The sequence below is a fragment of the Winogradskyella luteola genome (genome assembly GCF_019203985.1).
Classification (GTDB): Bacteria; Bacteroidota; Bacteroidia; order Flavobacteriales; family Flavobacteriaceae; genus Winogradskyella; species Winogradskyella luteola.
This window is the reverse complement of record NZ_JAGSPD010000002.1, coordinates 368286-393953: the sequence shown is the minus strand read 5'-3', so window position 1 is coordinate 393953 and position 25668 is coordinate 368286. Positions and strand designations below refer to the sequence as shown.

At 34.4% G+C, this 25668-nt stretch carries 24 protein-coding genes; 19 read left to right on the top strand and 5 right to left on the bottom strand.

Annotated elements, in window-relative coordinates:
• Positions 1-216 precede the first annotated feature (216 nt).
• The gene (locus tag KCG49_RS03890) at positions 217-624 is read right to left on the bottom strand and encodes a hypothetical protein (protein WP_218544869.1); all 408 of its coding nucleotides are present in this window, start codon (positions 622-624) and stop codon (positions 217-219) included.
• Positions 625-741: 117 nt separating this feature from the next.
• On the opposite strand from KCG49_RS03890, the gene KCG49_RS03885 reads away from it, so the two are divergent.
• Genes KCG49_RS03885 through KCG49_RS03870 form a run of 4 tightly spaced genes read left to right on the top strand, consistent with a single transcriptional unit; the run spans position 742 to position 3582 of the window.
• Positions 742-1581, top strand: a complete 840-nt coding sequence (locus tag KCG49_RS03885) for a 1,4-dihydroxy-2-naphthoyl-CoA synthase (protein WP_218544868.1) — start codon at positions 742-744, stop codon at positions 1579-1581.
• A 14-nt stretch (positions 1582-1595) separates the two neighbouring features.
• The gene (menA, locus tag KCG49_RS03880) at positions 1596-2501 is read left to right on the top strand and encodes a 1,4-dihydroxy-2-naphthoate octaprenyltransferase (RefSeq protein ID WP_218544867.1); all 906 of its coding nucleotides are present in this window, start codon (positions 1596-1598) and stop codon (positions 2499-2501) included.
• Positions 2502-2535: 34 nt separating this feature from the next.
• Complete coding sequence (locus KCG49_RS03875) at positions 2536-3210, top strand: metal-dependent hydrolase (RefSeq protein ID WP_218544866.1); 675 nt, start codon at positions 2536-2538, stop codon at positions 3208-3210.
• Positions 3211-3219: 9 nt separating this feature from the next.
• Entirely contained in the window at positions 3220-3582 is a 363-nt protein-coding gene (locus KCG49_RS03870; RefSeq protein ID WP_218544865.1) for a DUF2200 domain-containing protein, read from the top strand.
• 33 nt (positions 3583-3615) lie between these two features.
• Here KCG49_RS03870 and KCG49_RS03865 read toward each other — a convergent pair whose 3' ends face one another.
• A complete protein-coding gene (locus tag KCG49_RS03865) occupies positions 3616-4506 on the bottom strand; it encodes a sterol desaturase family protein (protein ID WP_218544864.1) in 891 nt (296 codons plus the stop codon).
• A gap of 357 nt (positions 4507-4863) precedes the next feature.
• On the opposite strand from KCG49_RS03865, the gene KCG49_RS03860 reads away from it, so the two are divergent.
• From KCG49_RS03860 to KCG49_RS03835, 6 genes are all read left to right on the top strand, one after another.
• Complete coding sequence (locus KCG49_RS03860; RefSeq protein ID WP_218544863.1) at positions 4864-5553, top strand: DUF2490 domain-containing protein; 690 nt, start codon at positions 4864-4866, stop codon at positions 5551-5553.
• A 27-nt stretch (positions 5554-5580) separates the two neighbouring features.
• Positions 5581-6348, top strand: a complete 768-nt coding sequence (locus KCG49_RS03855; RefSeq protein ID WP_218544862.1) for a carbonic anhydrase family protein — start codon at positions 5581-5583, stop codon at positions 6346-6348.
• Between the two features lie 140 nt (positions 6349-6488).
• A complete protein-coding gene (locus tag KCG49_RS03850; protein WP_218544861.1) occupies positions 6489-7523 on the top strand; it encodes an o-succinylbenzoate synthase in 1035 nt (344 codons plus the stop codon).
• A gap of 2 nt (positions 7524-7525) precedes the next feature.
• Positions 7526-8461, top strand: a complete 936-nt coding sequence (locus tag KCG49_RS03845; protein ID WP_218544860.1) for a CPBP family intramembrane glutamic endopeptidase — start codon at positions 7526-7528, stop codon at positions 8459-8461.
• The gene (locus tag KCG49_RS03840; RefSeq protein WP_218544859.1) at positions 8462-9544 is read left to right on the top strand and encodes an AMP-binding protein; all 1083 of its coding nucleotides are present in this window, start codon (positions 8462-8464) and stop codon (positions 9542-9544) included.
• Between the two features lie 90 nt (positions 9545-9634).
• Positions 9635-10234 carry a vWA domain-containing protein gene (locus KCG49_RS03835; RefSeq protein WP_218544858.1) on the top strand — a complete coding sequence of 200 codons (600 nt, stop codon included), beginning with the start codon at positions 9635-9637 and terminating at the stop codon, positions 10232-10234.
• Between the two features lie 37 nt (positions 10235-10271).
• Here the strand turns inward: KCG49_RS03835 and KCG49_RS03830 are convergent, their stop codons facing one another.
• Complete coding sequence (locus KCG49_RS03830) at positions 10272-13070, bottom strand: putative LPS assembly protein LptD (protein WP_218544857.1); 2799 nt, start codon at positions 13068-13070, stop codon at positions 10272-10274.
• A gap of 110 nt (positions 13071-13180) precedes the next feature.
• Between KCG49_RS03830 and KCG49_RS03825 the strand changes: the two genes are divergently transcribed.
• The 9 genes from KCG49_RS03825 (at position 13181) to bshA (ending at position 24298) form a co-directional block, all read left to right on the top strand.
• Positions 13181-14278: an N-acetylmuramoyl-L-alanine amidase family protein gene (locus tag KCG49_RS03825; RefSeq protein ID WP_218544856.1), complete on the top strand. Its 1098-nt coding sequence runs from the start codon at positions 13181-13183 to the stop codon at positions 14276-14278.
• Between the two features lie 71 nt (positions 14279-14349).
• Entirely contained in the window at positions 14350-15291 is a 942-nt protein-coding gene (locus KCG49_RS03820; protein ID WP_218544855.1) for an MlaD family protein, read from the top strand.
• A 12-nt stretch (positions 15292-15303) separates the two neighbouring features.
• Entirely contained in the window at positions 15304-16617 is a 1314-nt protein-coding gene (locus tag KCG49_RS03815) for a 4Fe-4S dicluster domain-containing protein (protein ID WP_218544854.1), read from the top strand.
• Positions 16618-16679: 62 nt separating this feature from the next.
• On the top strand, positions 16680-17462 hold the full coding sequence (locus KCG49_RS03810) for a (Fe-S)-binding protein (protein ID WP_218544853.1): 783 nt from the start codon (positions 16680-16682) through the stop codon (positions 17460-17462).
• Positions 17463-17468: 6 nt separating this feature from the next.
• Positions 17469-18107 (top strand): hypothetical protein, encoded by a 639-nt coding sequence (locus tag KCG49_RS03805; RefSeq protein ID WP_218544852.1) that lies wholly within the window; start codon positions 17469-17471, stop codon positions 18105-18107.
• A complete protein-coding gene (locus KCG49_RS03800; RefSeq protein ID WP_218544851.1) occupies positions 18107-18592 on the top strand; it encodes an ABC transporter ATPase in 486 nt (161 codons plus the stop codon). Before KCG49_RS03805 ends, KCG49_RS03800 begins: the two co-directional genes overlap by 1 nt.
• Before the next feature lie 125 nt (positions 18593-18717).
• Positions 18718-19941 carry a phosphoserine phosphatase SerB gene (gene serB / locus KCG49_RS03795; RefSeq protein ID WP_218544850.1) on the top strand — a complete coding sequence of 408 codons (1224 nt, stop codon included), beginning with the start codon at positions 18718-18720 and terminating at the stop codon, positions 19939-19941.
• Positions 19942-20064: 123 nt separating this feature from the next.
• Entirely contained in the window at positions 20065-23022 is a 2958-nt protein-coding gene (locus KCG49_RS03790; RefSeq protein WP_218544849.1) for a serine hydrolase domain-containing protein, read from the top strand.
• Between the two features lie 136 nt (positions 23023-23158).
• Positions 23159-24298 (top strand): N-acetyl-alpha-D-glucosaminyl L-malate synthase BshA, encoded by a 1140-nt coding sequence (gene bshA / locus KCG49_RS03785; RefSeq protein ID WP_218544848.1) that lies wholly within the window; start codon positions 23159-23161, stop codon positions 24296-24298.
• On the opposite strand, the gene KCG49_RS03780 is transcribed toward bshA, so the two are convergent.
• Positions 24291-24641, bottom strand: coding sequence for a ribose-5-phosphate isomerase (locus KCG49_RS03780; protein WP_218544847.1), 351 nt, complete (start codon positions 24639-24641; stop codon positions 24291-24293). The two genes, bshA and KCG49_RS03780, sit on opposite strands and share 8 nt — an antisense overlap.
• Before the next feature lie 139 nt (positions 24642-24780).
• The gene (locus tag KCG49_RS03775; RefSeq protein ID WP_218544846.1) at positions 24781-25638 is read right to left on the bottom strand and encodes a UDP-2,3-diacylglucosamine diphosphatase; all 858 of its coding nucleotides are present in this window, start codon (positions 25636-25638) and stop codon (positions 24781-24783) included.
• Between the last annotated feature and the right edge of the window lie 30 nt (positions 25639-25668).

The following is a 25668-nucleotide window of genomic DNA, read 5'->3' as shown; positions in this document are numbered from 1 at the left end:
ATTCTTGTATCTTATAATTTAAAGTACTGTTATTCAAATAGTTGAAATCGTCACTTCGAGTGTTTTTTGACCTAAAAGAGAAAAATGTATCGAGAAGTTCTTTTTTGAATAATTCTCGATACAATTTCTTCGTTCCTCAGAAATCACTCGAAGTGACAATCAGTATTTTACATCCTAGATGTTCTATTATTGTATCGAACTCACGTTAAATAGATATTAGACTTTATGCGAAAGCGATTCTTCGATCCAAGTTACCGCTGAGTCTATTTCTTTAAAAACAGACCTGTTAAACGTAAAGAAGTGATTTTCAATTTCAAAGACACGTTCTGTTATGGTATTATATACTACAACAGCGTAAGCTTTTAAGTTTGGGAAATTAGCATTAAACTTAGAAGCATCTGTTAAATTTATAGAATAGGAATTTACTCTATTTGCAATAAATCCAAAAGGCCTGTCTTCGAAGTAAACTTTTATAATCTCTGAGACCTCATTGAAATTATCAAAAGTAATATCAATACCTTCTTTAAAATCTGTGATAATGTAATTGTCAAAAAGATATACACTCCCTAAATTTGTTTTAAGGAGCGTATGATCTTTATTGTTAAGGTTAGGGCTATTAATCATTATATAATTTTACAAGGGGTTGCAAATATATTATGCTTGCATAATAAAATCAAATAAAAATAACTCGCATTGCATTATTATTAATTCCTTATTTTTGCAGTCAAAATAATGAGAAATATGAGTCATATAGATTGGAAAGTTGCCAAATCTTATGAAGATATAACATATCATAAATGCAACGGAGTTGCAAGAATAGCATTCAATCGTCCAAATGTAAGAAATGCCTTTCGTCCAAAAACAACTTCAGAACTTTACAATGCATTTTATGATGCCAATGAGGATGTAAATATCGGTGTTGTGTTATTAAGCGCAGAAGGACCATCGACAAAAGATGGAGTTTGGAGTTTTTGTTCTGGTGGTGACCAAAAGGCTAGAGGACACCAAGGTTACGTAGGTGAAGATGGTTACCATAGATTAAATATTTTAGAAGTACAGCGTCTCATCCGTTTTATGCCAAAAGCAGTAATAGCTGTTGTGCCTGGATGGGCAGTTGGTGGTGGCCACAGTTTGCACGTGGTTTGTGATTTAACTTTGGCCAGTAAAGAACATGCCATTTTTAAGCAAACTGATGCTGACGTTACAAGTTTTGATGGTGGTTATGGTTCTGCGTATCTAGCAAAAATGGTTGGTCAGAAAAAAGCACGAGAAATATTCTTTTTAGGACGTAATTATTCTGCTCAAGAAGCTTACGAAATGGGAATGGTCAATGCTGTTATACCTCATGCCGAATTAGAGACTACAGCCTATCAATGGGCGCAAGAGATATTAGCTAAATCACCAACGTCAATAAAGATGTTAAAGTTTGCCATGAACCTTACAGACGATGGTATGGTTGGTCAACAGGTCTTTGCTGGTGAAGCCACACGATTAGCTTATATGACAGAAGAAGCAAAAGAAGGAAGAGACGCTTTCTTAGAGAAAAGGAAACCTAACTTTCCTAAGAAATGGATACCCTAATCTAATTAATTTGCATGAAAGAAATTAAACCATGGCTAGCTGCCATGCGCCTCAGAACTTTACCACTTTCCGTTTCTGGTATAATTGTAGGAACTTGTTTTTCTTACTATAATGGTCATTTTAGTTGGTGGGTTTTAATATTGGCGATATTAACAACAATTAGCCTACAAATACTTTCCAACTTAGCAAACGACTATGGAGATAGTATCAATGGAGCCGATAATGATGAGCGTGTAGGACCAAGACGTGCTGTGCAAAGTGGTGAGATAACACCAGATGAGATGCTGGATGCCATAAAATTTAATATTATTGTAGTCATTATTTTAACCTTATCTCTTATTTGGGCTGCTTTTGGATCCACTAATTTCCTTTTTTTATTACTGTTTATATTCCTCGGAGGTATTTCGGTATATGCAGCATTAAACTATACCATGGGAGATTCGCCTTATGGTTATAGAGCTTTGGGTGATGTCTTTGTATTTGTGTTCTTTGGACTCGTAAGTACTATCGGAAGTTATTTGTTGTATTTGCACAAAATCGATCACGTGGTGGTACTTCCTGCTATAGCTTTGGGTTTATTAAGTGTGGGTGTACTTAATTTAAATAATATGCGAGATCTAGATGCTGATGCTAAAGTTGGTAAAATAACTCTTGCCGTAAAGTTAGGTGCTAAAAGAGTAAAGAAATATCATTTCTTTCTTATCATTGGTGCTATGGTCATTACTGTAATATTTTCAATTTTATATTATGTGAAACCTTTTAACTTTATGTATTTATTGGCTTTTATCCCGTTGATTAGTCATTTAAGGAAAATTAAGGTGGCCAAAACACCAGATGATTTTGATAGTCAATTAAAAGTATTGGCATTATCTACATTTCTCTTTTCATTCTTGTTAGGTATTGGCTATATTTTATATTAATTTTAGAGGCAGATTATCTCTAAAGAAAATATAAATGAAAATTACGTTCTACGGTCATGCCAGTCTAGGTATTCAAATTGAGAATAGCCATATTCTTGTTGATCCATTTATCTCTGCAAATGAGAAAGCTTCACACATAAATATCGAAAGTTTAAAAGCCGATTATATTTTGGTAACTCATGCGCATCAAGATCATATCTTGGATGTAGAAGCCATTGCAAAACGAACGGGAGCTGTTATTATTTCTAATTATGAAATCGTAACACATTACCAAAACTTAGGATTAGAAGGTCATCCTATGAATCATGGTGGTTCTTGGAACTTTGAATTTGGTAAATTAAAGTACGTTAATGCAATACATACATCTTCTTTTCCTGATAGGAGTTATGGTGGACAGCCTGGAGGTTTTGTGTTGCAAGCCGACAAGACTATATATATCGCAGGAGATACAGCACTGACATACGATATGAAATTAATCGGTAAACAATTTGATTTAGATCTGGCCATTTTGCCAATTGGCGATAATTTTACAATGGGAGTGGATGATGCCATACAAGCAAGTAAATTTGTAGATTGCGATAGGGTTTTGGGGTATCACTATGATACTTTTGGCTATATAGAAATTGATAAGGTGCAAGCTAAGGCTAAGTTCGATTCTAAGTTAAAATCATTAAAACTTTTGGATATCGGAGAAGGTATGGAGATTTAATAATATAATATGAAAGCAACACCAGAGCACAACGAGCGTGTAGCCAAAATGACATTTGCGTCGGTTTACCCGCACTACATCAATAAAGTTGAGAAAAAAGGGAGAACAAAAGAAGAGTTGCTTCAAGTAATTGAATGGCTTACAGGTTTCGACGAAAACAAACTACAAGAGCTTATAGATAATAAAGCTACATTCGAAACTTTTTTTAAGGAAGCGAAATTAAACCCCAATGCCAATCAAATTAAAGGTGTTATATGTGGCTATCGTATTGAAGATCTCGAAAATCCCTTAACCCAAAAAGTAAGGTATTTGGATAAGTTGGTAGATGAATTGGCAAAAGGTCGTAAAATGGAAAAAATACTTCGTAGTTAAAGTTGGTTTTTCGTATCTTAATAGGTACCGTTTTCAAATCTTCTCATCTAACCACTCTTGTCTTAAATCATCACTGATTTTACCTGTACCATCATGTTTCCACCCTGGTGGTTTAACTAAATATTGAAATCGATCTTTTAATGATTTTTTTCCTGTAAAAGCATCTTTAAACATATACCACCATTCAATAAAAGCAATCTTTATAGGGTTAAAGGTTTTAATATTTTTTACCAAACCATAATTTACTTTTTCATCTTTAAGTTCGGGCTGAAAAGTGCCAAACCATTTGTCCCAAATAATTAAAATACCTGCATGGTTGCGATCTAGATAAATAGGATTACTGCCATGATGAACACGATGATGGGAAGGTGTATTAAAAACAGCTTCAAACCAACTGGGCATTTTGTTTATAGCTTCTGTGTGAATCCAAAATTGATATAAGAGACTAATGGACATTTGTAATAAAATCATAGCAGGATGAAACCCAAGTAGAGGTAGCCATAACCAAAAAATAAAAGTATAAAAACCACCAGACCAAGTTTGTCTTAATGCAGTACTTAGATTATAATGCTCAGAAGAATGATGCACCACATGCGAAGCCCAAAATAAACGACATTCATGAGAAATACGATGAAACCAATAATATGAAAAGTCATCAGCAAAAAACAACACTATAAATGACCACCAAGCTACAGGAATTTCAAAAATTTTAAAATTGTCATAGATCCAAAAGAATGTCAGTAAAACCAATGCTTTACTAGCAAAACCTAAAATTACGTTTCCCAATCCCATTGCGATTGAAGAAAAAGCATCTTTGGCTTCATAAGTTTTAATGTGCCGTTTTATGGTCACATATAATTCTAGCAACATGGCCAAAATAAAAAATGGAATGGCGTAAAGTATGATGTTAGGGAAGTCTGGCATTTATTGTCTAGTTAAAGGTTAATACCCTGTAATTTTATTTACTTTATATTTTGAGAATTTATGTCATTTCAATAGAACAACGAACGTAATGTGCTGAGCTTGTTGAGGTGAGTGATGAGGAACCCCATTAATTATAAGATTTACTCTTCTTGCCTCATTCAGAATGACAAACTAACTTTCAAAAATCTTTTCTCTAAAGCATGAATTTTAAACTTAAAGTGATTTTTTTTCTTTAAAAATAGGATTTTTTCACGGATATAAATGGAAATTTTAACACGTTAATTTATAGTTAAATTTTCAAAATAATAATTTAAAATGAAAGTATTACTATTATATTTGCAATCAAAATATTCATACATGAAACTAAGACTTTTTGTTGTTGCTTTCCTTTTTATATTCGGTACAATTAATGCTCAAGTAGACGAATCCCAAACAGGTGCATGGTTTATGTACTTCTATAATCATCAATTTAAAGATAGTCAATGGGGAATTCAAGGGGATTTTCAATATCGTGATTGGCAAGGTATAGGTGATATGGAGCAACTTATGCTAAGATCTGGGTTAACATTCACACCCAAAGATTCTGGTGTAATGTTCACGCTTGGATATGCAAATATTACTACGGGGCAATTTGGTGATGGTGATGATACTTTTGTTGAAAATCGTATCTATCAAGAAGCCTTAATTCCACAGAAGTTAGGCAATAGATTCTATTTGACACATCGTTTTAGGTACGAACAACGTTTTGTGGAAAATCAGGATTTTAGAACACGTTACCGCTACAACCTCTTTTTAAATGTGCCTTTAAACTCTAAGGAGTTGAGTCCAAAAGCCTATTATATAGCTTTGTATAATGAATTATTCATTAACGGCCAACAAGATATCGGTGATGGAGGAGAAGTAGAGTTGTTTGATAGAAACCGGACCTATCTAGGTTTGGGATATGTTTTAAACTCTAAAATTCGATTTCAGCTAGGTTGGATGAATCAAAAGACGGATAACTGGGGAAAAGGTCAATGGCAAATAAGTATGCATCATAATTTTTAAAAAACATTAAACTTTAAATATATACACATGAAAAAGAAACTTAAACATTTTGTAGTAGTATTATTGGTTATGGTAAGCTATGCTTGCAACGAAAAAACAAACGGGTCCGAATCAAATGCAGAGAAAATAGAATCTGACAGTATAATAGAACAAAACCCAATAAAGAGTATTTTAACAGCAGAAGAGCAAGCAGATATGAGTCCAGATGAGATTATTGGACGACTAAAGAAAGGGAATGAGAATTTTGTAAGTAATAATCTTACCAGAAGAGATCACTCTGCACAGCGGCGTATGGCAATGATCGGTCAGTATCCTAAGGCGATAGTACTCTCTTGTGTAGATAGTAGAGTGCCAGTTGAAGATGTGTTTGATTTAGGTATAGGTGATATTTTCGTAGCACGTGTGGCTGGTAACATAGAAAATAAGGATATAGTTGGTTCTATGGAGTTTGCAACTGCTGTTGCTGGATCTAAAGTTGTAATAGTTATGGGACATACATCGTGTGGAGCTGTGAAACATGCTATCGATAATACTGATGCAGCTTCTATGGAAATGTATTCGCTTCAAGATTTATTAGATGAAATAAAACCATCTATGATATCTGTAGAAGCCAACGGCGAAGTATCTTCTAAAAATACGGATTTTACCAACAAAGTGATTTCTAATAATGCGCTTAAAACTGTTGACGATATCAGAAAGCGATCACCGAAAATGGCAGAGTTAGAGAAAAAAGGTGCTATTAAGATTGTAGCTGCTGTTTATGACATGACTACAGGTAAAGTGAAATTTATGTAGATGATTTCATCTATTATTTACAAGATGCCCATAATGGGCTTTCGTAGATTAATTAATAATTCAGGCATCATACTTTTTGGTGCCTGATTTTTATAGTAAAGAAAAGATAATTAATCCCATATGCTTATTTTTGATGATTGATGAAAGCAAGTTATCATAAATACATTCTCAAATTTAAACAGCCAAGTGGAACATCAAGAGGTGTCATGACCACTAAGGAAACGTGGTTTATTCAATTAAAAAAAGATGGTAAAATTGGGATAGGGGAATGTGGAATCCTAAGAGGCTTGTCTATTGATGATAGGCCAGATTATGAAAACAAGCTAAAATGGGTTTGTGAAAATATTAATTTGGGTTTAGATAAGTTAGTCGGTGAGCTTATTGAACTGCCAAGTATTCAATTTGGAGTGGAGATGGCTTTTAGATCCTTAGAAAGTAATACGCCATTTTTACTCTACCCTTCTGCATTTACCAAAGGATTTGACAACATACCTATTAACGGATTGGTTTGGATGGGTGACGAAGCTTTTATGCGAAAGCAAGTCAAAGAAAAGATCGCGGCTGGTTTTGATTGCATAAAACTAAAGATTGGAGCCATAGATTTTCAAACGGAATTAAGTATTTTAAAATCCATCCGAAAGGAATTTTCAATAAATGATATTGAACTTAGAGTAGATGCCAATGGAGCGTTTTCTCCTTATGAAGCATTAGAAAGACTAAAACGACTTTCAGATTATCAGTTGCATTCTATCGAGCAACCCATAAAGCCGAAACAATATGAAGCTATGGCAAAACTTTGTGAACTCACACCGTTACCAATTGCACTAGATGAAGAATTGATTGGGGTTTTTAAAATTAAAGACAAACAAAGCATATTGGAAACCATAAAGCCACAATACATCATTTTAAAACCAAGTTTGGTTGGTGGGTTTCAAGAAAGTCAAGAATGGATTGGTTTAGCGGAAAATCAGAATATAAAATGGTGGATTACAAGTGCGCTAGAAAGTAATATTGGTCTCAATGCCATTGCACAATGGACTTATACTTTAAAGAACATACTACCTCAAGGTTTGGGTACGGGGAGTTTATTTGTCAATAATTTTGATTCGCCATTAAGGGTAAAAAATGGTACTTTGCACTACGATTTAACACAACATTGGAATTTTAATCTATAACAATGAATTACATACAACAAGCTTATAAAGGACAGCGCGATTTATGGATGTTTATTTTAACGACATTTTTAGTGGCTGGTATTTTCCTTGCCAATTTTGTAATCTATTTAATTAGCGACCCAGCTGATTTACAACTAGCCATGGATATGATGAAAAACTGGCCAGCAAACCTCTCTTTAATTATTAATTTGGCGCCATTTGTATTTTTATTACTGCTCTTATTTATATTGGTACGATATGTACATCAACGTAGTATTTTGTCCCTAACTACGGCACGACCAAAGGTAGATTATAAGCGTATTTTGTTCTCTTTTTTAATGGTATGTACATTTACATTGGTAACCTTTTTCATAGGCTATTCAATAGATTCATCAGAATTGGTTTTTCAATTTGATGCTAAAAAGTTTGCCATATTGTTTCTTATCAGTATTATCTTATTCCCATTTCAAATTAGTTTAGAAGAGTACTTGTTTAGAGGTTATTTAATGCAGCATATAGGTGTTATGGTAAAGAATAAATGGTTTCCACTAATACTGACTTCTGTCTTATTTGGTATTGCCCATGCTGCCAATCCAGAAGTTGGAGCAGTAGGTTTTTGGAAAATGATGATTTTCTATGTCGGCACAGGGTTATTATTGGGCATCATGACCTTAATGGACGATGGTTTGGAGCTCGCTCTAGGTTTTCATTTAGGCAATAACTTGTTAGCATCTCTATTGGTAACTGCAGATTGGACAGCATTACAGACCGATGCCATTTTTAAGAGTACAGCTGACCCATCCATGAGTTTACTTTCAGAAATCTTAATGCCTGTATTAATAATATATCCAATTATGCTGTTGATTTTATCCAAAAAATATAACTGGAAAAACTGGCAAGACCGTTTATTCGGCAAAGTTACCGAGCCACCAAAAGAGGATTATAAAATTATTGAATAGATGACACCAGAGTACAACAAGGTACATAACCGTTTTAAGTATAACGGAATACATTTTAATCATGAAGATTTAAAGGAAGTTGCTTATAGTCTTATTAAAGAAGGTGAGGCTTACGAAAAGGTTACGGGAAATTTTTTGACAGATTGGTTAAGCGACAAAGATTACCTTATTGTAAATACGTCTGGTTCTACAGGTCAACCCAAATCCATTAAGCTAAAAAAACAGGCCATGGTAAACTCGGCTATCGCTACAGGGGACTTTTTTGGCTTAGAACCCGGTAACTCCGCATTACATTGTTTGCCCAGTCATTATATAGCAGGTAAAATGATGTTTGTACGTGCTTTGGTCTTAGGTTTAGAATTAGACTTTGTTGAGCCAAGTTCGCAACCCATTTTCGATTATAAAACACACTACGATTTTTGTGCAATGGTGCCTTTACAATTAAAGTATACCATTAATTACGTACAGAACATTAAAACTATTATTGTTGGTGGTTCCATGGTGACAAAACCTTTGCTTGAAAAAATTTCCAATAGTAGTTCAAGATTTTTTGAAACCTACGGAATGACGGAAACCGTAACGCATGTCGCGGTAAAACAACTGCAATCTCTAGCTAATAATGGAGAAACGCACTTTAAAGCACTGCCAAATGTTACTTTTAGTAAAGATGAAAGGGATTGCTTAATTATCAGTGCACCAAACCTTGTAGAAGAAGATTTAGTGACTAACGACATAGTGGATTTAAAATCTGAAACCAGTTTTAAGCTGCTTGGTCGTTACGATAATGTCATTAACTCTGGTGGGGTAAAGCTCTTTCCGGAACAAATTGAAGAAAAACTTCAGCCCATAATAAAAGAACGCTATATCGTTGCCGGAGAAGCTGATGATACACTTGGTGAAAGATTAATTCTCATTATCGAAAACCCTTCTGAATCTGTAGATGGTATTTTGTCTAAACTTCAGAAATTAAAAACCTTGGATACTTTTGAAGTTCCCAAACATATCTATACCATCGATAAGTTTAAGGTGACCAATACAGGGAAAATTCAACGTAGCGAAACCTTAAAAGCAGTTCTTGGATAGTTAACTCATTCAGAGAATAACTTCACTCATTACCGATTTTATATTTCAGGTAAGGCGTATAATTTTATATCAACTTTAAACGCCAAACCGATGAAAACGCTATTCACATTCATACTTGTAGTATTAACATTTGTATGTCATACACAAGAAAGAAACGTAGAAACTGAATCTGTAACTCTAGATGACCTCATTACGTTTGTCGTGGAACATTACAGTATTAAAACAGATTCTACCAAAACAAAGAACATCACATTTTTGATTGAAACCTATGCCGATGATTTTAATACGGAAGATAAGGTGATTCTAAAACAAGCTTTTAAGTTATTGTCAAATCGCGTTACCGAAAAGGATCAAATAAGTATTGTTGTTTATTCTGATTTAAACGGAATTGCACTAAGCCAAGTCAAAGCAACAGATATTAAGTCTTTACTTTATGTTATTGAACATCTTAAATCGAGCATAAAAACACTCGAAGATAACGGTATTGAAATTGCTTATAAGTTCGCAGAGGAAAACTTTGTTGAAGGTACAGAAAACTCAGTGGTGATGGTACGTATTCCTGACCGCAAGCCAGAAGTAGCCAAAACTGAAGCAACAAATACCATTACAACAACTAAAAAGAAAAGTAATGCTGTGGTATTGACCGCCATTGCACTATTGCCAGAGTTGATTTCTGTTATTAAGGATTAATAAATAAAAGACTGTTAATAGTAACATTACGGAAAAATTAATTTCCAAGATTTCTATCAGGTTGGCGACGTTGATCGTATTTTAGATCTTTTAGTAGGTTTGATTTAATACCAATAAAGAAGTTCCAAGATGTATTGATTCCAATAGGAACCCAAGAAAAATTCATACGCCAACTCAATAAATCACGTTCAAATCGCAATTGGGTTTGCGTGACTCCTTGGTTTAGAAAATCGTAACCAGAAGATATACCAACGCTCCAACGGGGAGATAGATCTACATCTCCAGAAAACATTAATGAGTGCGAACTTATTTCATCTTGCCGTCTGGTATTGCTGTAATTGGCTGCATACGCCAATCGTAAACTCCAAGGGATTTTATAGTTATAGAACTCGTTATTGTTTTCTTCTTTGCTTTTATCACGATCATTATCACCTAAACGTTCATTTGCAAAATCTTGGGACACCCCAAAAAGATCATCGGTTCTTGCATTGGCATTTGCTGCACGTCGTTTTTCTTCTTCGTCTTCATTATCATCTTCAGGTTTACCTGAAAAAGTATCATTGGATAATGAATAACTGATATTTAGATTGGCAGATGTCAATCTAAACAGGCTTCCTCCGTTGTTGACGTTAAATGTATTAATGATGTTGTTATTACTGTCTAAGGCGTAAGGGTTAAGCGTCATGCCAAAGTTGATATTCATTTTGTTATTAAGAATCTGGGTGCCACCAGAAACACGTAACGGACTCCAGTTTAGAGAATCTGCTGCAAGATCATAGGAAGTAGCAAAATTGAGGTTACTTAATAACATTACTTTTTCGGGTTCTGTTTCGGTAGAATCTTTAGCACGGACTTTGGCTTCAAAATTATTGCCTAAAGAAAGCCCAATGTTACTTGAGTATCTATTAGCGGGAGAACCAAATAGTGAGTTTTCAAAACGAGTAAATTCTACTTGGTCTGTTGTGTTACCATCGGCATCTATAACATCGTAGGTTTCGTAATATTGATCAAAAGCAGGAGTGACACTATAACTAATAGTAGGTCGCATAACATGTCTTATAGCTTGTATTTTTGGATTTTTGTCTTTCTTCTTAAAGTTGTACATACCATATAGAGTTGTACCGATACTTGCACCAAAATTGTAGGTTAAAAAACGGTCAAAGCCATTGATGTCTATACTTACCTCCTCTTGGTTGGTTTGATCCCAAAAACGTCTAACGGTTTTGAGTGTCCAAGATTCTTCAAAATTAGCATTGGCACTAACACTAAAATGGTTAAATACTTTAAAGTTGGTGGTTACGGGAATACTGTGTCGCATGCCTGCTTTGGCATCATCAAACATTTCACTTTTGCCAAATAACGAATCGGTAGTGTTAATACGGTATTCTCCTCTAGTATTCAACTGAAAGTTAATATTTTGTATCGCTCCTCTTTTGGCTCCAGATTTTGGCGCAAAAGGAAAAACTCTACTCATCGAAGCCTGTAAGGTCGGTAAGGTTAAATTTATAGCTTCGGTATTGGTATTTTGGTTGTGGGTAGCCGTAAGGTTTAAATTAACTTGTGGCTCGCCTTGAAAAGTTTTAGAATAGGAAACCGAAGATGCTAATGTATTTGTAAGCGCATTGTTTAGATTGACCTGATTAATGGATTGTTGAAAGAACCGACTACTACCCAAGTTAACCGAAGCAGAAAATCTCGAATTTGGATTTGCCTTTGCATCCTGATTGTGAGACCATCTTATGTTATAGATAGTTCGTTGGTTAAAGTCCGGGAAACCACGTTCACTATTCAATAAATTCTCGTACCTAAATGCTAGATTACCTCTAAACTTATAGCGGACTGCATAATTGCTTTCTACACGTAAGCCGTAACTTCCGTTGGTATAATAATCACCCAAAACCGCCAAATCTACATAATCATTAATGGCAAAATAGTAACCTCCGTTCTGTAAAAAATAACCCCTATCGTTTCCTGTATCTTCACCAAAAGAGGGGAAAATAATACCAGAGGTCTGTTTTTTGGACATTGGAAAGTAAGCAAACGGAATTGCTATTGGTGTGGGCACATCATAGATGTACATCTGGCTCATTCCGGTAACGATTTTTTTATCAGGTACAATTTTGGCCCTATTCATTAGGATGTAATATTCCGGGTCATCCAAATTTTCTGAAGTGGTAAACTTTCCTCTATATATAAAATATACTGAATCATTTTCACGTTTTGTGCGCTCAGCAATTACAGTTCCACCACTTTGCTCAGTCACGGAATTAAAAATCAGTGCTTTTCGAGAATCTGTGTTAAAAATAATGGAGTCAGGTTCTATAACATTAGCACCTTGTGTAAAGACGGGTTTTTGAGTATAACCTGTGGAGTCTTTTATACGACCTGCATATACCAAATTTTTGCTATAATCAATTACAATAACTCCAGCTGTAATTTCCATACCATCATATAGTACCTTAGCCTCGTTATAAAGACGAATTCTCTGTTTTCTTTGATTTACTGAAACATAATCTTTGGCAGTATAGGTCACCGTGCCCTTTAAAAACTCATCTTTCTTTAGAGAGTCTTGCTCGGTGGAATCTACCACCACAGTATTTTTTGGTTGTCCTAATAACGAATCAATAGGGATGCTAATCTTATCCTTAACAACAACTGTAGTATCATTTTTTTTCTCAGCAGGAATTTCGTTGTTGTTTTTTGGTAATTCTTGTGCAAAGCTAAAAGTGTTGATAAACACTGTAAAACTCAAGGCAAAAAGTATGTGTAAGCTATTTGTACGCAATCCTTTTAAATGTATTTTTGTAAAAGTATGGCTCGGTTTTTGAAACGCCAAAAGTACAGTTATTTTTTTGTGATTATATTAATATGGCACTAAAGTTTAAAAATACTGTTTTACTAACAATAACGTGTAATAATAAGAGTCTATAAACCGTTAGATTACATATGCAAACGAGGCTAAAATATATAATAGTATTCCTAATTCTCACATTTATCACTTCTTTAACATCATTTGCTTCATTACAAGCACAAGAAGATCAGTTTGTGGTGGTATTAGACGCAGGTCATGGAGGGCATGACCATGGTAATTTAGGAAATGGCTATAAAGAAAAAAATATAGCCCTTAATGTTACACTTGAAGTAGGTAAGGCTTTAGAGAAAAATAAAGATATAAAAGTTATTTACACACGTAAAACAGATGTGTTTGTAGAACTACACGAGCGGGCAAATATTGCTAATAAAGCAGATGCGGACCTGTTTGTATCTATTCATTGTAACGCCCATCATTCGCAAGCTTCTGGTACTGAAACTTTTGTGCTGGGAGAAAAAAATACTGAACGAAATTTTGAATTTATTAAGCGTGAAAATGAAGTTATTTTTTTAGAAGATAATTACGAAGAACACTATGAAGGTTTCAATCCGAGCTCGCCAGAATCAAGTATAGCCATGACTATTGAACAGGAAGTTTATGTCGAACAGAGCATTATTCTTGCTCGTAAAATTGAAGACAATTTTATTAATAAAGCTAAGCGGAAAAGTAGAGGCTTAAAACAAGCTAGTTTGCTTGTTATTAGAAACACATATATGCCTAGTGTTTTAGTTGAAGTTGGTTTTTTAACAAATAATAGAGAAGGTGCATATCTTAATACAAAAGCTGGGCAGTCTAAAATGGCAAAAGCTATCAAGGATGCGATTCTTTCTTATAAAAAAGAACTTGATCAAAATGTTGGTAGTAATATAACTGGTGTTGATTCTGAAATTACAGAAACCCTTGAGAATATACCCCTAATTTATGAAGATGTCACTTTCAAAGTACAGATAGCCGCGAGTTCAAGAGATTTAGAACCTAAACCCTATAATTTTAAAGGATTATCTAATCTGAGTAAAGAAAAGGTAGGCCAGCTTTATAAATATTATTACGGAAGCACTTCAAATCTAGAAAAGGCAAGGCGACTTCAGGATGAAGCTAAGCAAAAAGGTTATACCACTAGCTTTGTAGTGGGTTATAAAGACGGAAAACAAATTGATATATCGAAGCTCTGAAAACTACCACTAATTAGAAACATTATTAATATATTTATTGCTAATTTTGTTTTTAATCAAAGCTTAGCCCATTGAAAATCTCTAGAGAAGTTAAAACAGCCATACTCGTACTATCTGGTATCGCACTTTTTATATATTTAATGTCATTCTTAATGGGTGAAAACCTATTCGACAATTCCAAAACATATTATACCGAATTCGACTATAATGCATTAAGCCCATCATCAGCGGTGACTATTAATGGTAATAGAGTTGGTAAAGTTGAAGACATTAAATATGATTTTGAAACTGGTAAAACCAAAGTTTCTTTTTCGGTGACACCGAAACTAAAATTTTCTAAAAATAGTGTTATTCGTTTATACGAAACTGGCTTAATGGGTGGCAATGCATTGGCTATTATAAATGCCGATGATGGAGAACTAGCTGAGACTGGCGATTTTATTTCGTCAGAAGTAAAACCTGGACTTATAACGTCCTTAAAAGGTAATTTTTCAGATATAAGTTCAGATTTAGACAGTACTATTAGATCTGCCGATACATTAATGACCAACCTTAATGCTTTGGTTGTAGATGAAACTGAAACAGGTTTAAAAAGTACTATTGCAGAATTGAATTCTACTTTAAAATCATTTAAAAATCTTTCCTATTCTATACAAGGCGTTATTAAAGAAAATGATACTAAAATTGCTTCGGTGCTCGATAATTTTGAAAAAACCAGCAAGGATTTAAGTGAGCTTTCAGCAGAATTGAAGGAAGTAAATTTGTCTAAAACTGTAGATAACCTTAATAAAACCCTTACAGGTATTCAAGACATAATGTCTAGTATTGATAATAGTGAAGGAACAATAGGAAAGCTTCTTAATGACGACGGACTTTACAATAATCTTGAAGCTGCCTCTAAAGAAATGGAAGAATTGTTATTGGACATTAAACTGCACCCAGCGCGATACAGACGAATTCTTTCTAAAAAAGAGATTCCTTATAAACCACCAACCGAAGACCAAAAAAACTAGACCATTTTTAATATGGAATATTTACCAAACATTCTTTTTACCATTATCCTCGTTTTGGGTATTGGCTATTTTGTTAGAAATATTAAAAAATTAATCAGAAACATTAAACTAGGCCAAGAAGTCGATGTTAGCGATAATAAATCCGAGCGTTGGAAAAATATGGCGCGCATAGCCCTTGGACAAAGCAAAATGGTAAAGCGACCAATTTCTGGTTTTCTCCATGTTATCGTTTATGTTGGTTTTATAATCATCAATATTGAAGTTTTAGAAATTATCATTGATGGTTTGTTTGGGACACATCGTATAGGTTTAAAAGTATTGCCAAAATCTGTTTATGGGTTTTTAATTGGTTCTTTTGAAATACTTGCAGTATTGGTTCTGGTCTCTGTTATTGTATTTTGGCTACGAAGAAATGTTATAAAAATAAAGCGGTTCTTAAGTTCTGAAATGAAGGGTTGGCCAAAGAATGATGGTAATATCATTCTGTATTTTGAAGTTGTGCTGATGTGTTTATTTTTGGTAATGAATGCAACGGATACATCTTTTCAAGCTATCAGTTCAGGTAATATCATCAGTCAATTTATAGCACCTTGGTTCGAAGGTCTATCAGCAGAAACACTTCATATCGTTGAACGCACCGCATGGTGGTTGCATATTGTTGGTATATTAATTTTCTTAAACTATTTATATTTCTCTAAGCATTTACATATTCTTTTAGCGTTTCCGAACACTTATTTTGGAAGCTTAGATCCAAAAGGAAAGGTTAACAACCTCGAAGCAGTTACTGCCGAAGTAAAATTGATGATGGATCCAAACGCAGATCCTTTTGCAGCAGCACCAGAAGGAACAGAAGATGAGGTGCCAGCGAAGTTTGGTGCTAGTGATGTTATGGATCTTAATCAAGTTCAATTACTAAGCGCTTATACTTGTACAGAATGTGGGCGCTGTACATCAGCTTGTCCTGCTAATCTTACCGGTAAGAAACTATCTCCTCGTAAGATAATGATGGACACGAGAGATCGCTTGGAAGAAGTTGGTAAAAACATTGATGCTAATAACGGTAAGTTTAAAGATGATGGCAAGCAGCTTCTCGGTGATTATATAACTAACGAAGAACTTTGGGCATGTACAACCTGCAATGCTTGTGTAGAAGAATGTCCCGTTAGTATTAATCCATTATCAATTATTTTAGATATGCGTCGCTATTTGGTGATGGAGCAAAGTGCTGCACCAATGGAATTGAATAATATGATGACCAATATAGAAAACAACGGAGCACCTTGGCCGTATAATCAAATGGACAGATTGAATTGGAAAGATGAGTAATATTATATTCAAAAGTTATATTGACATAAAACTTTTGAACTCTAAACTTTTAAACTTAAAGGATGAGCGAGCAACTTAAAGTGCCAACAATGGCAGAGTATATGGCAGAAGGTAAGCAACCAGAAATCTTATTTTGGGTGGGTTCTGCCGGTAGTTACGACGATAGAGCAAAGAAAATAACAAAGGCTTTCGTTAAAATATTGAATAAAGCCAATGTAGATTTTGCAGTTCTAGGAACAGAAGAAAGCAATACTGGTGATCTGGCAAAGCGTGCTGGTAATGAGTTTTTATTTCAGATGCAAGCTGTTATGAATATTGAAGTGCTTAATGCTTACGAAGTAAAACGGATTGTAACTTGCGACCCGCATTCCTTTAATTGTATTAAAAACGAATACCCAAGTTTAGGTGGTAATTACGATGTAGTTCATCACACACAGTTTATAAGGGAATTAATAAGCTCTGGACGTTTAACTTTAGAAGGCAACACTTATAAAGGTAAACGTATTACATTTCATGATCCATGTTATCTAGGTCGTGCCAATAGTGAATATGAAGCACCTAGAGATGTACTAAAACAAACCAAAGCTAATTTAGTAGAAATGAAACGCAATAAAAGTACGGCATTATGTTGTGGAGCCGGCGGAGCACAAATGTTTAAAGAACCCGAAAAAGGAGATAAGGACATTAATATATTGAGAACCGAAGATGCTTTAGAAACAAAGCCAGATATTATAGCAACGGGTTGTCCGTATTGTAATACTATGATGACCGATGGTATTAAAGCCAAAGGAAAAGAAAATGAAATTTCGGTTATGGATATTGCCGAATTAATCGCTAACACATAGAATTAAATGCGTAAAATTATTTTAATAGCCATAGTATTGGCCATTGGCAATAGCCTAAATGCTCAGAAAAAATCGAAAAAAGAGGCTGTAGACCTTATGGCAGAAGATACCTGCGAGTGTATCGCCAAAAAAAAGTTAAAAGCTTCAGATAGTACGGAAGAAAAAGAAATGGCTCTTGGACTTTGCCTCATTACAAGCTTTAACGAACATAAGGGCAAATCTAAATACTATAAGAACAAATCCTTAAATGATATAGAAGAGATTGGTCAAGACGTTGGTGAAATGATGGCAACTATGTGTGCAGATGATTTTCTATCAATCTTTTCTTCGGAAGAATTAGTGGATATCATTGATGATGATGAAGATGATATTAACGGTTTTGCCAATTCTAAAGAAAATGACCTCTCTATAGAAGTAGAATTGGTGTCCATGAATAATGATGCCATATCTTATATCAATGCCAAGGACGATTTTGATAAAAACCATATTTTCTTAATAACCGAAGAGTTTGAAGGTTACGATTTACTCAAGAAATCTAATTTTGGTAAATCTTTTAATATCACTTTTAAAGAAATAGAATTATTCGATTTAAGTGAAAAGCAGTACATCACCAAAAAAGTAATAACTAAGATAGAAGCACTTTAATGCTAGTAGAATTTGATACTTTACCAGAAGAATCCAGAGTATGGATCTATCAAGCTAATCGTTCGTTTTCTGATGATGAAATATCAGAATTGAATTCAAAAATTAAAACTTTTATTAAAGCTTGGACTGCTCACGGAAAAGATTTACAAGCTGGCTATAAGATTGTTTACAAGCGTTTTATTGTTATAGCTTTAAACCAAAACTTAAATAACGCAACAGGATGTTCAATAGATGCTTCAGTACACTTTATACAAGAGTTAGAAAAAGCCTATGATGTAGACCTAATGGATAAAATGAATGTATCCTTTAAACAAGGTGAATTTGTGGCATATAAACCGTTAATTGATTTCAAAAAAATGGCAAAAAACAGATCGGTATCAAAAAATACTATAGTTTTTAATAATCTTGTTACCAATATTGCGGAGTTTAAAGAAAATTGGGAAGTGCCAGCGAGCGAGAGTTGGCACAGCCGTTTTATTAAATAGCTACTTCACATTACGAATTTTGTAGATAATTCAATTTATTTTTATAAAATTCTCAGTCTTAATAATTTTTATTTTTCGGAAAGAATATTGACTTTTACTGCGTATTGAAATTAAAAACTGCAAAAGTGGAAACAGATATTTTCTTATTGAATATTTCAGGACAGGATAAACCTGGTTTGACTTCTGGTTTAACTAGTGTTTTGGCTGAGTATGACGCTAAGATATTAGATATTGGTCAAGCTAATATTCATGATACTTTGTCTTTAGGTATTATGTTTGAAATAAAATCAGGGAAAAAATCAGCTGCAGTGTTAAAGGATTTATTGTTTAAGTCTTACGAGTTGGGCATTACGGCAAAATTCTCACCAATTTCTTTAGATGATTACGAACACTGGGTGAGCTTACAGGGGAAAGACCGTTATATCGTTACTATTTTAGGCGAAAAATTAAAAGCAGAACAGATTTCTGAAGTCACCAAAATCATTTCAGAAAAAAATCTAAATATAGATTCTATAAAGCGTCTAACTGGGAGAACATCTTTAGTCAAAACTGAAGAATATCCAAGAGCTTCAATACAATTATCAATTCGAGGAAAGCTGAATGATAAATCTGAATTCACTTCAAAATTCATGGAAATTTCAAGAGAATTAGATGTAGATATTGCCTTTCAGGAAGATAGTATGTTTAGAAGAAACCGACGACTGGTCTGTTTCGATATGGATTCCACATTAATACAAACCGAAGTCATAGATGAACTTGCAGAACGTGCAGGTGTTGGTGAAGAAGTGAGAGCTATTACTGAGTCTGCGATGCAAGGTGAGCTAGATTTTAATGAAAGTTTTAAGAAGCGAATGAAACTTTTAGAAGGTCTAAGCGAAGATGTGTTGCAAGATGTTGCGGAGAAACTTCCAATAACTAAAGGCGCCAGACGTTTAATAGATACATTGCATTATTACGGTTATAAAACCGCAATTCTCTCTGGTGGATTTACATATTTTGGACATTATCTTCAAGAGAAATTGGATATAGATTTTGTTTATGCCAATCAACTCGAGATTAAAGATGGTACTTTAACGGGAAACTACATTGGTGATATTGTCAATGGAAATAAAAAAGCGGAATATCTTCAAAAACTTGCTGACGATATGGATATTGATATTGCCCAAACCATTGCAGTGGGTGATGGTGCCAATGATTTAGAAATGCTTAATTTGGCTGGTCTCGGTATAGCTTTCCATGCCAAGCCAAAAGTTAAGGATAACGCTCAAAACTCAATATCGAGCATTGGTTTAGATGGTGTTCTGTATTTACTGGGCTATCACGATAGGCACATAGATTTGGTGACTTAGCCGTTTGTAAAACTGTTAATTATACGGTTTATAAAAGTATCATAAAGTCTTTTTACTTCTTATTAATTATGCTATTTTGGCATAGTATTCGTTACATATCAAAAAAACGATAAAAGATTTTATATGCGCTACCTGTCCCTTATTATATTATGTTTTTGTGTTCAAATAAACTTTTCGCAAGAACTCATTAATAACCCTTTACTTTCCGAAGATCCTATTGAACAACAAAAGTGGGTTGATAGTATTTATAGTGCTATGTCTATAAAAGAACGTATAGGACAGCTCTATATGGTTCAGGTAATGTCTAAACACAGCGATAAAGTCAATAATGAAATCGTAGACTTGATAAAAAACCATCATATTGGGGGTGTTATTTATTCCAATGGTGGTCCTTACAGGCAAGCAAAGCTGAACAATCAATTACAGGCTGCGTCTAAGATCCCTTTATTGGTTGGTATGGATGCAGAATGGGGATTGAGCATGCGATTAGATTCTACTTATGCTTTTCCTTGGAATATGACATTGGGGGCAATATCGGATAATAGTTTGGTTGAACAAACGGGAAGGCAAATAGGTGAGCACTGTAAGCGTTTGGGTGTACATTTTAATTTTGCACCTGTTGTAGATATTAATACCAATCCTAAGAACCCTATTATTGGCAACCGTTCTTTTGGTGAGGACAGAGATAATGTTACAGCCAAAGGTTTAGCATTTATGAAAGGGATGCAAAGTGCTGGAGTATTGGCAAACGCTAAACATTTTCCTGGTCATGGAGATACCGAAGATGATTCGCATAAAACCCTGCCAACAGTTTCTTTTAGTGAAGAACGTATTGATTCTATCGAACTATACCCATATAGACAACTTATAAAGGAAGGTTTATCAAGTGTAATGGTGGCACATCTCAATGTACCAAGTCTAGAAAAGAGAAGAGGATTCCCATCTTCGTTATCTAAGCATATTGTTACCGATATGCTCAAAAAAGAGCTAGACTTTAAAGGGTTAATATTCACTGATGCACTAACCATGAAAGGAGCTGCAGATTATGTGGAAAAAGGTGTCGATGGTATTACTCCAAAAAATTTGACAACAGGAGGAGAAATAGATTTAATGGCATTTATGGCAGGAAATGATGTTATGCTCATGTCTGAAAATCCAAAAAAGGGTATTGCAAAATTCGTTGAAGCATATAATGAAGGTATTATTACTGAAGAGCGTTTGGCGCATTCCGTAAAGAAGATTTTAATGGCAAAATACAAGGTGGGATTAGACAACTATTCGCCAATAGGTTTATATGACCTATCCAAAGATTTAAATCGTATTAAAGATGACTTGCTTTACGAAAACTTAATGGAGAGTGCAATTACTGTTTTAAAGAATGCAAAATCATTATTGCCATTAAGGGATTTAGAAACTAAAAAAATGGCTTATGTATCATTAGGAACTGATGATGGCTCTGTTTTTCTCAGCGAGTTGAAAAAATACACAAAAGTTCACGAAATAAAAGCTGATAAGTTAGATGACCTTATTTCTAAACTTCAAAATTATAATACTGTTGTTGTTGGTTTTCATAAACCTAATGGTAACCCGTGGGAAAAGTTTAAATTCTCTCAGCGCGAAATGGCTTGGCTCTATGAGATTGCCAGAACCAATACTGTTGTTTTAGATGTATTTGCCAGACCTTATGCTTTAAACGATTTATTATCCATTGAGAATATTGAAGGAATTGTAATGAGCTACCAAAACAGTAGAATAGCCCAAGAGAAATCGGCACAGCTTATTTTTGGAGCTATTGGCGCTAAAGGTAAATTGCCGGTAACTACTGGACAGTTTTTTCCTTTAGGAACAGGCGAGGCCTATAATCCTTTGATGAGCTTAAGTTATGGGCTACCAGAGCGAGTAGGTGTTGACTCAAAACTTTTAAACAGAATAGATTCCATCGCAAATTACGCCATAGATAAAAAAATGACACCCGGCATTCAGTTACTAGTGGCCAGAAAGGGCAAAGTTATCTATAACAAGAACTTTGGCTATCATACCTATTCAAAAAAGAATAAAGTCGATTTTGATGATATCTACGATGTAGCTTCACTTACAAAGATATTGGCAACCCTTCCTGTTATAATGGAGTTAGAGCAACAAGGATCCTTGTCTTTAAATTCTAAGCTCGGAACATTGCTTCCTGAGTATAAAAAGACCAATAAGAAAAACATCACTTTAAAGAAAATGTTATCACATTATGCACAATTAAAACCATGGATACCATTTTACTATGCAACTTTAGATTCAGTAACCAAAAAACCGGACACTAAATACTACAGGAGTAAGCGAACAGATAACTTTAATGTAGAGGTTACCAATACGCTGTTTATGCGAAATGATTATCAAGATTCTATACAAGAGATTATAAAAGAAAGTGAATTGTTGTCTCGCTTGCGTTACCGTTACAGTGATTTACCTTATTATATATTGAAGAATTATTTAGAAGGCTTTTATGATAAATCCTTAGATGAGATCACTCAAGATCGTTACTATAAATCCTTGGGAGCAAATTACACTACTTACAATCCACGAAAAAAATTCAGTTTAAAGGATATCGTACCAACCGAAGTGGATAACTATTATAGATATAAAAAAGTACATGGCTATGTGCATGATATGGGAGCGGCAATGCAAGGTGGCATAGGTGGTCATGCCGGTATTTTTAGTAATGCAAATGATGTTGCCAAGATTATGCAAATGTACTTGCAAAAAGGGTTTTATGGAGGAAAGCGTTATTTTAAAAACGAAACTCTAGAGAAGTTTACAAAATGTCACTATTGCCATGCTGATAATAGAAGAGGTGTGGGATTTGATAAACCCCAATTAGGTGAAGAAGGTCCAACATGTGGCTGTATATCCATGACCAGTTTCGGTCACTCAGGTTTTACAGGAACTTACGCATGGGCAGATCCAGAAGAAGAAATCCTCTATATTTTCCTAGCTAACAGAACGTATCCTGAAGCTGGTAAGAACTTGTTGTTACGGGAGAATATCAGAACAGAAATTCAGCGCCTAATTTATGAAGCGATTATTGAATAATAGTAGTGCTAAGGGTTGTAAGTTAAAAAGGACTTAAAGTTAATATTCAATCCTTTAAAACCTCTAACTTTATAAATTGAATTCAGAATAAAAGATTAAAAAAACTTTATCACTTTTAAATATTTATAATTCATAAATGAAAATAGGAATCGTTTGTTATCCAACATTTGGTGGAAGTGGAGTAGTTGCCACGGAATTAGGTTTAGAGCTTTCTAAACGTGGTCATGAGATTCACTTTATAACTTACAGTCAGCCAGTAAGACTAGAGTTGTTAAGTAACAATTTGCACTTTCACGAAGTACACGTACCAGAATACCCTTTATTTCATTATCAGCCTTACGAATTGGCATTGTCAAGTAAATTAGTGGATATGGTGAAGTTGCACGATATCCAGTTATTGCACGTGCATTACGCCATACCTCATGCTTATGCCGCATACATGGCACAGCAAATGTTGTTAGACGAAGGTATACATGTGCCAATAGTTACAACCTTGCATGGTACGGATATTACTTTAGTTGGAAGTCATCCGTTTTATAAACCCGCAGTAACATTCAGTATTAATAAATCAGATGCAGTGACTTCAGTTTCAGATAGCTTAAAGAAGGATACGATGCGTCTTTTTAATATTGAAAAAGATATCCATGTTGTTCCAAATTTTATAGACCTAGAGAAATATCAACACAGTTTTACAGATTGCCAACGCGAAATGATGGCAAATGAAGACGAACGTATCATTACCCATATTAGTAATATGCGTGAGGTAAAACAAATACCAGACGTTATCAAGATCTTTTATAACATTCAGAAGGAAATCCCTGCTAAATTGATGATGGTAGGTGAAGGGCCAGAAAAAGAATCAGCTGAACGTTTAACAAGAGAACTGGGAATCTCAGATAGAGTCGTGTTTTTTGGTAACAGTAGCGAGATAGATAGAATTCTTTGTTTTAGTGATTTGTTCTTACTACCTTCTCAAACCGAAAGTTTCGGATTAGCTGCTTTAGAAGCTATGGCGAGTGGTGTGCCTGTTATATCTACAAACACTGGAGGTTTGCCAGAAGTTAATGAAGATGGTTTTTCTGGTTATTTAAGCGATGTCAATGCGGTTAAAGACATGTCAGCTAATGCTATTAAGATTTTAAAGAATATTGAGATGCTAAATCAGTTTAAGGTCAATGCCAAAGTTCAATCCCAAAAATTCGATTTACATAGCATAGTTCCCATGTACGAAGCCATTTATAAAGAGACCTTGAAGAATTTTCTAGTCATTAATTAAACCATACGGCATAACGTTCTCTTCGTAATTCTAAAGCAATTTGCTTTTCTGCAATTAAGGCTTCTTCCCTCGAAAAGAAAGGATCGATGTGATTGTAAAGACTAGGTCGTAAATACAATCCATATTTTTCTACAATGTTTGAGGATAGTTTATGACCCTTCTTGTTCCTGTAGCCCGTTTTGTGTTGCAAAAAGCGTTCTTTGGGAGTTTTACTTGTCATGCCAACGTAAAGGCATTGAAGTACACCATTAAACTGTGGGTTGGCAACTCTAAATTTTGTATTTTCCGTATACACGCGTTTTGACAACTCAACAACATAAATGCGATATAGTGTTTTGGGCATTTTAATCTAAAATAAATCTATTGCACTTCTTCAGGTATTCTGTGTGCGATTAAATCTAAATATAGTAAACTTCTTTTGAATTAAAATCAGGAATTATAAGGTAGTTTTATTAGAACCAAATACAAAATAGCGAAATGTTTTAATCCTTTTTTGTTTTCTGTTTTTTAGGCTTTTCCACTATTGTTATTGCTGCAATTAAATCTTTGGTGTCCATGTCTTTTAAATCTTCATCCGCATAGAAAGCAGCAAGCTTATCTTTGTTGTAATTATAGATTTTCCAGCGTTTAAACTGATATTCTAAAGCAGTGAAATTCTCTACCCAATCACCAGAATTTAAATATGTGGTTTTACCATTTTTATTTTCCTTCACCAGCATTTTTGGCTGGTGTATATGACCGCAAACTACATAATCGTAACCATTTTCTATAGCTAAATCTGTAGCGACTTGCTCAAAGTCATGGATGTATTTTAAAGCACCTTTAACGCTATTTTTTATTTTCTTCGAAAGCGAATAACGCTCTTTACCCAATTTTTCTAAGCACCAATTGACAAAACTGTTTAACAAAATCAATAAATCATAACCATGACCTCCCAGTTTTGCCAACCATTTGGCATTTTGTATGGAAATATCGAACACATCACCATGAAAAAACCAAGCTTTTTTTCCATCGAGATTTAAAACCAATTTATTTACAATCGAGATATTACCAATCTCTGTATCTGTAAATTTGCGTAGCATTTCGTCATGGTTTCCTGTAATGTAAACGACTTCGGTACCATTGGCAGCAAAATCCATTATTTTTTTAATAATGCTGAGGTGAGATTTCGGAAAGTACCGTTTTTTAAATTGCCAAATATCAACAATATCCCCGTTAAGAATAAGTTTTTTTGGTTCAATGCTGTTGAGGTAAGTCAATAGCTGTTTGGCATGGCAACCATAAGTACCTAGGTGCACATCAGAGATTACTGCTATTTCGACTTTCCGTTTTAGATTCAATACTATTAAAAATCAATTTTTTACAAATAA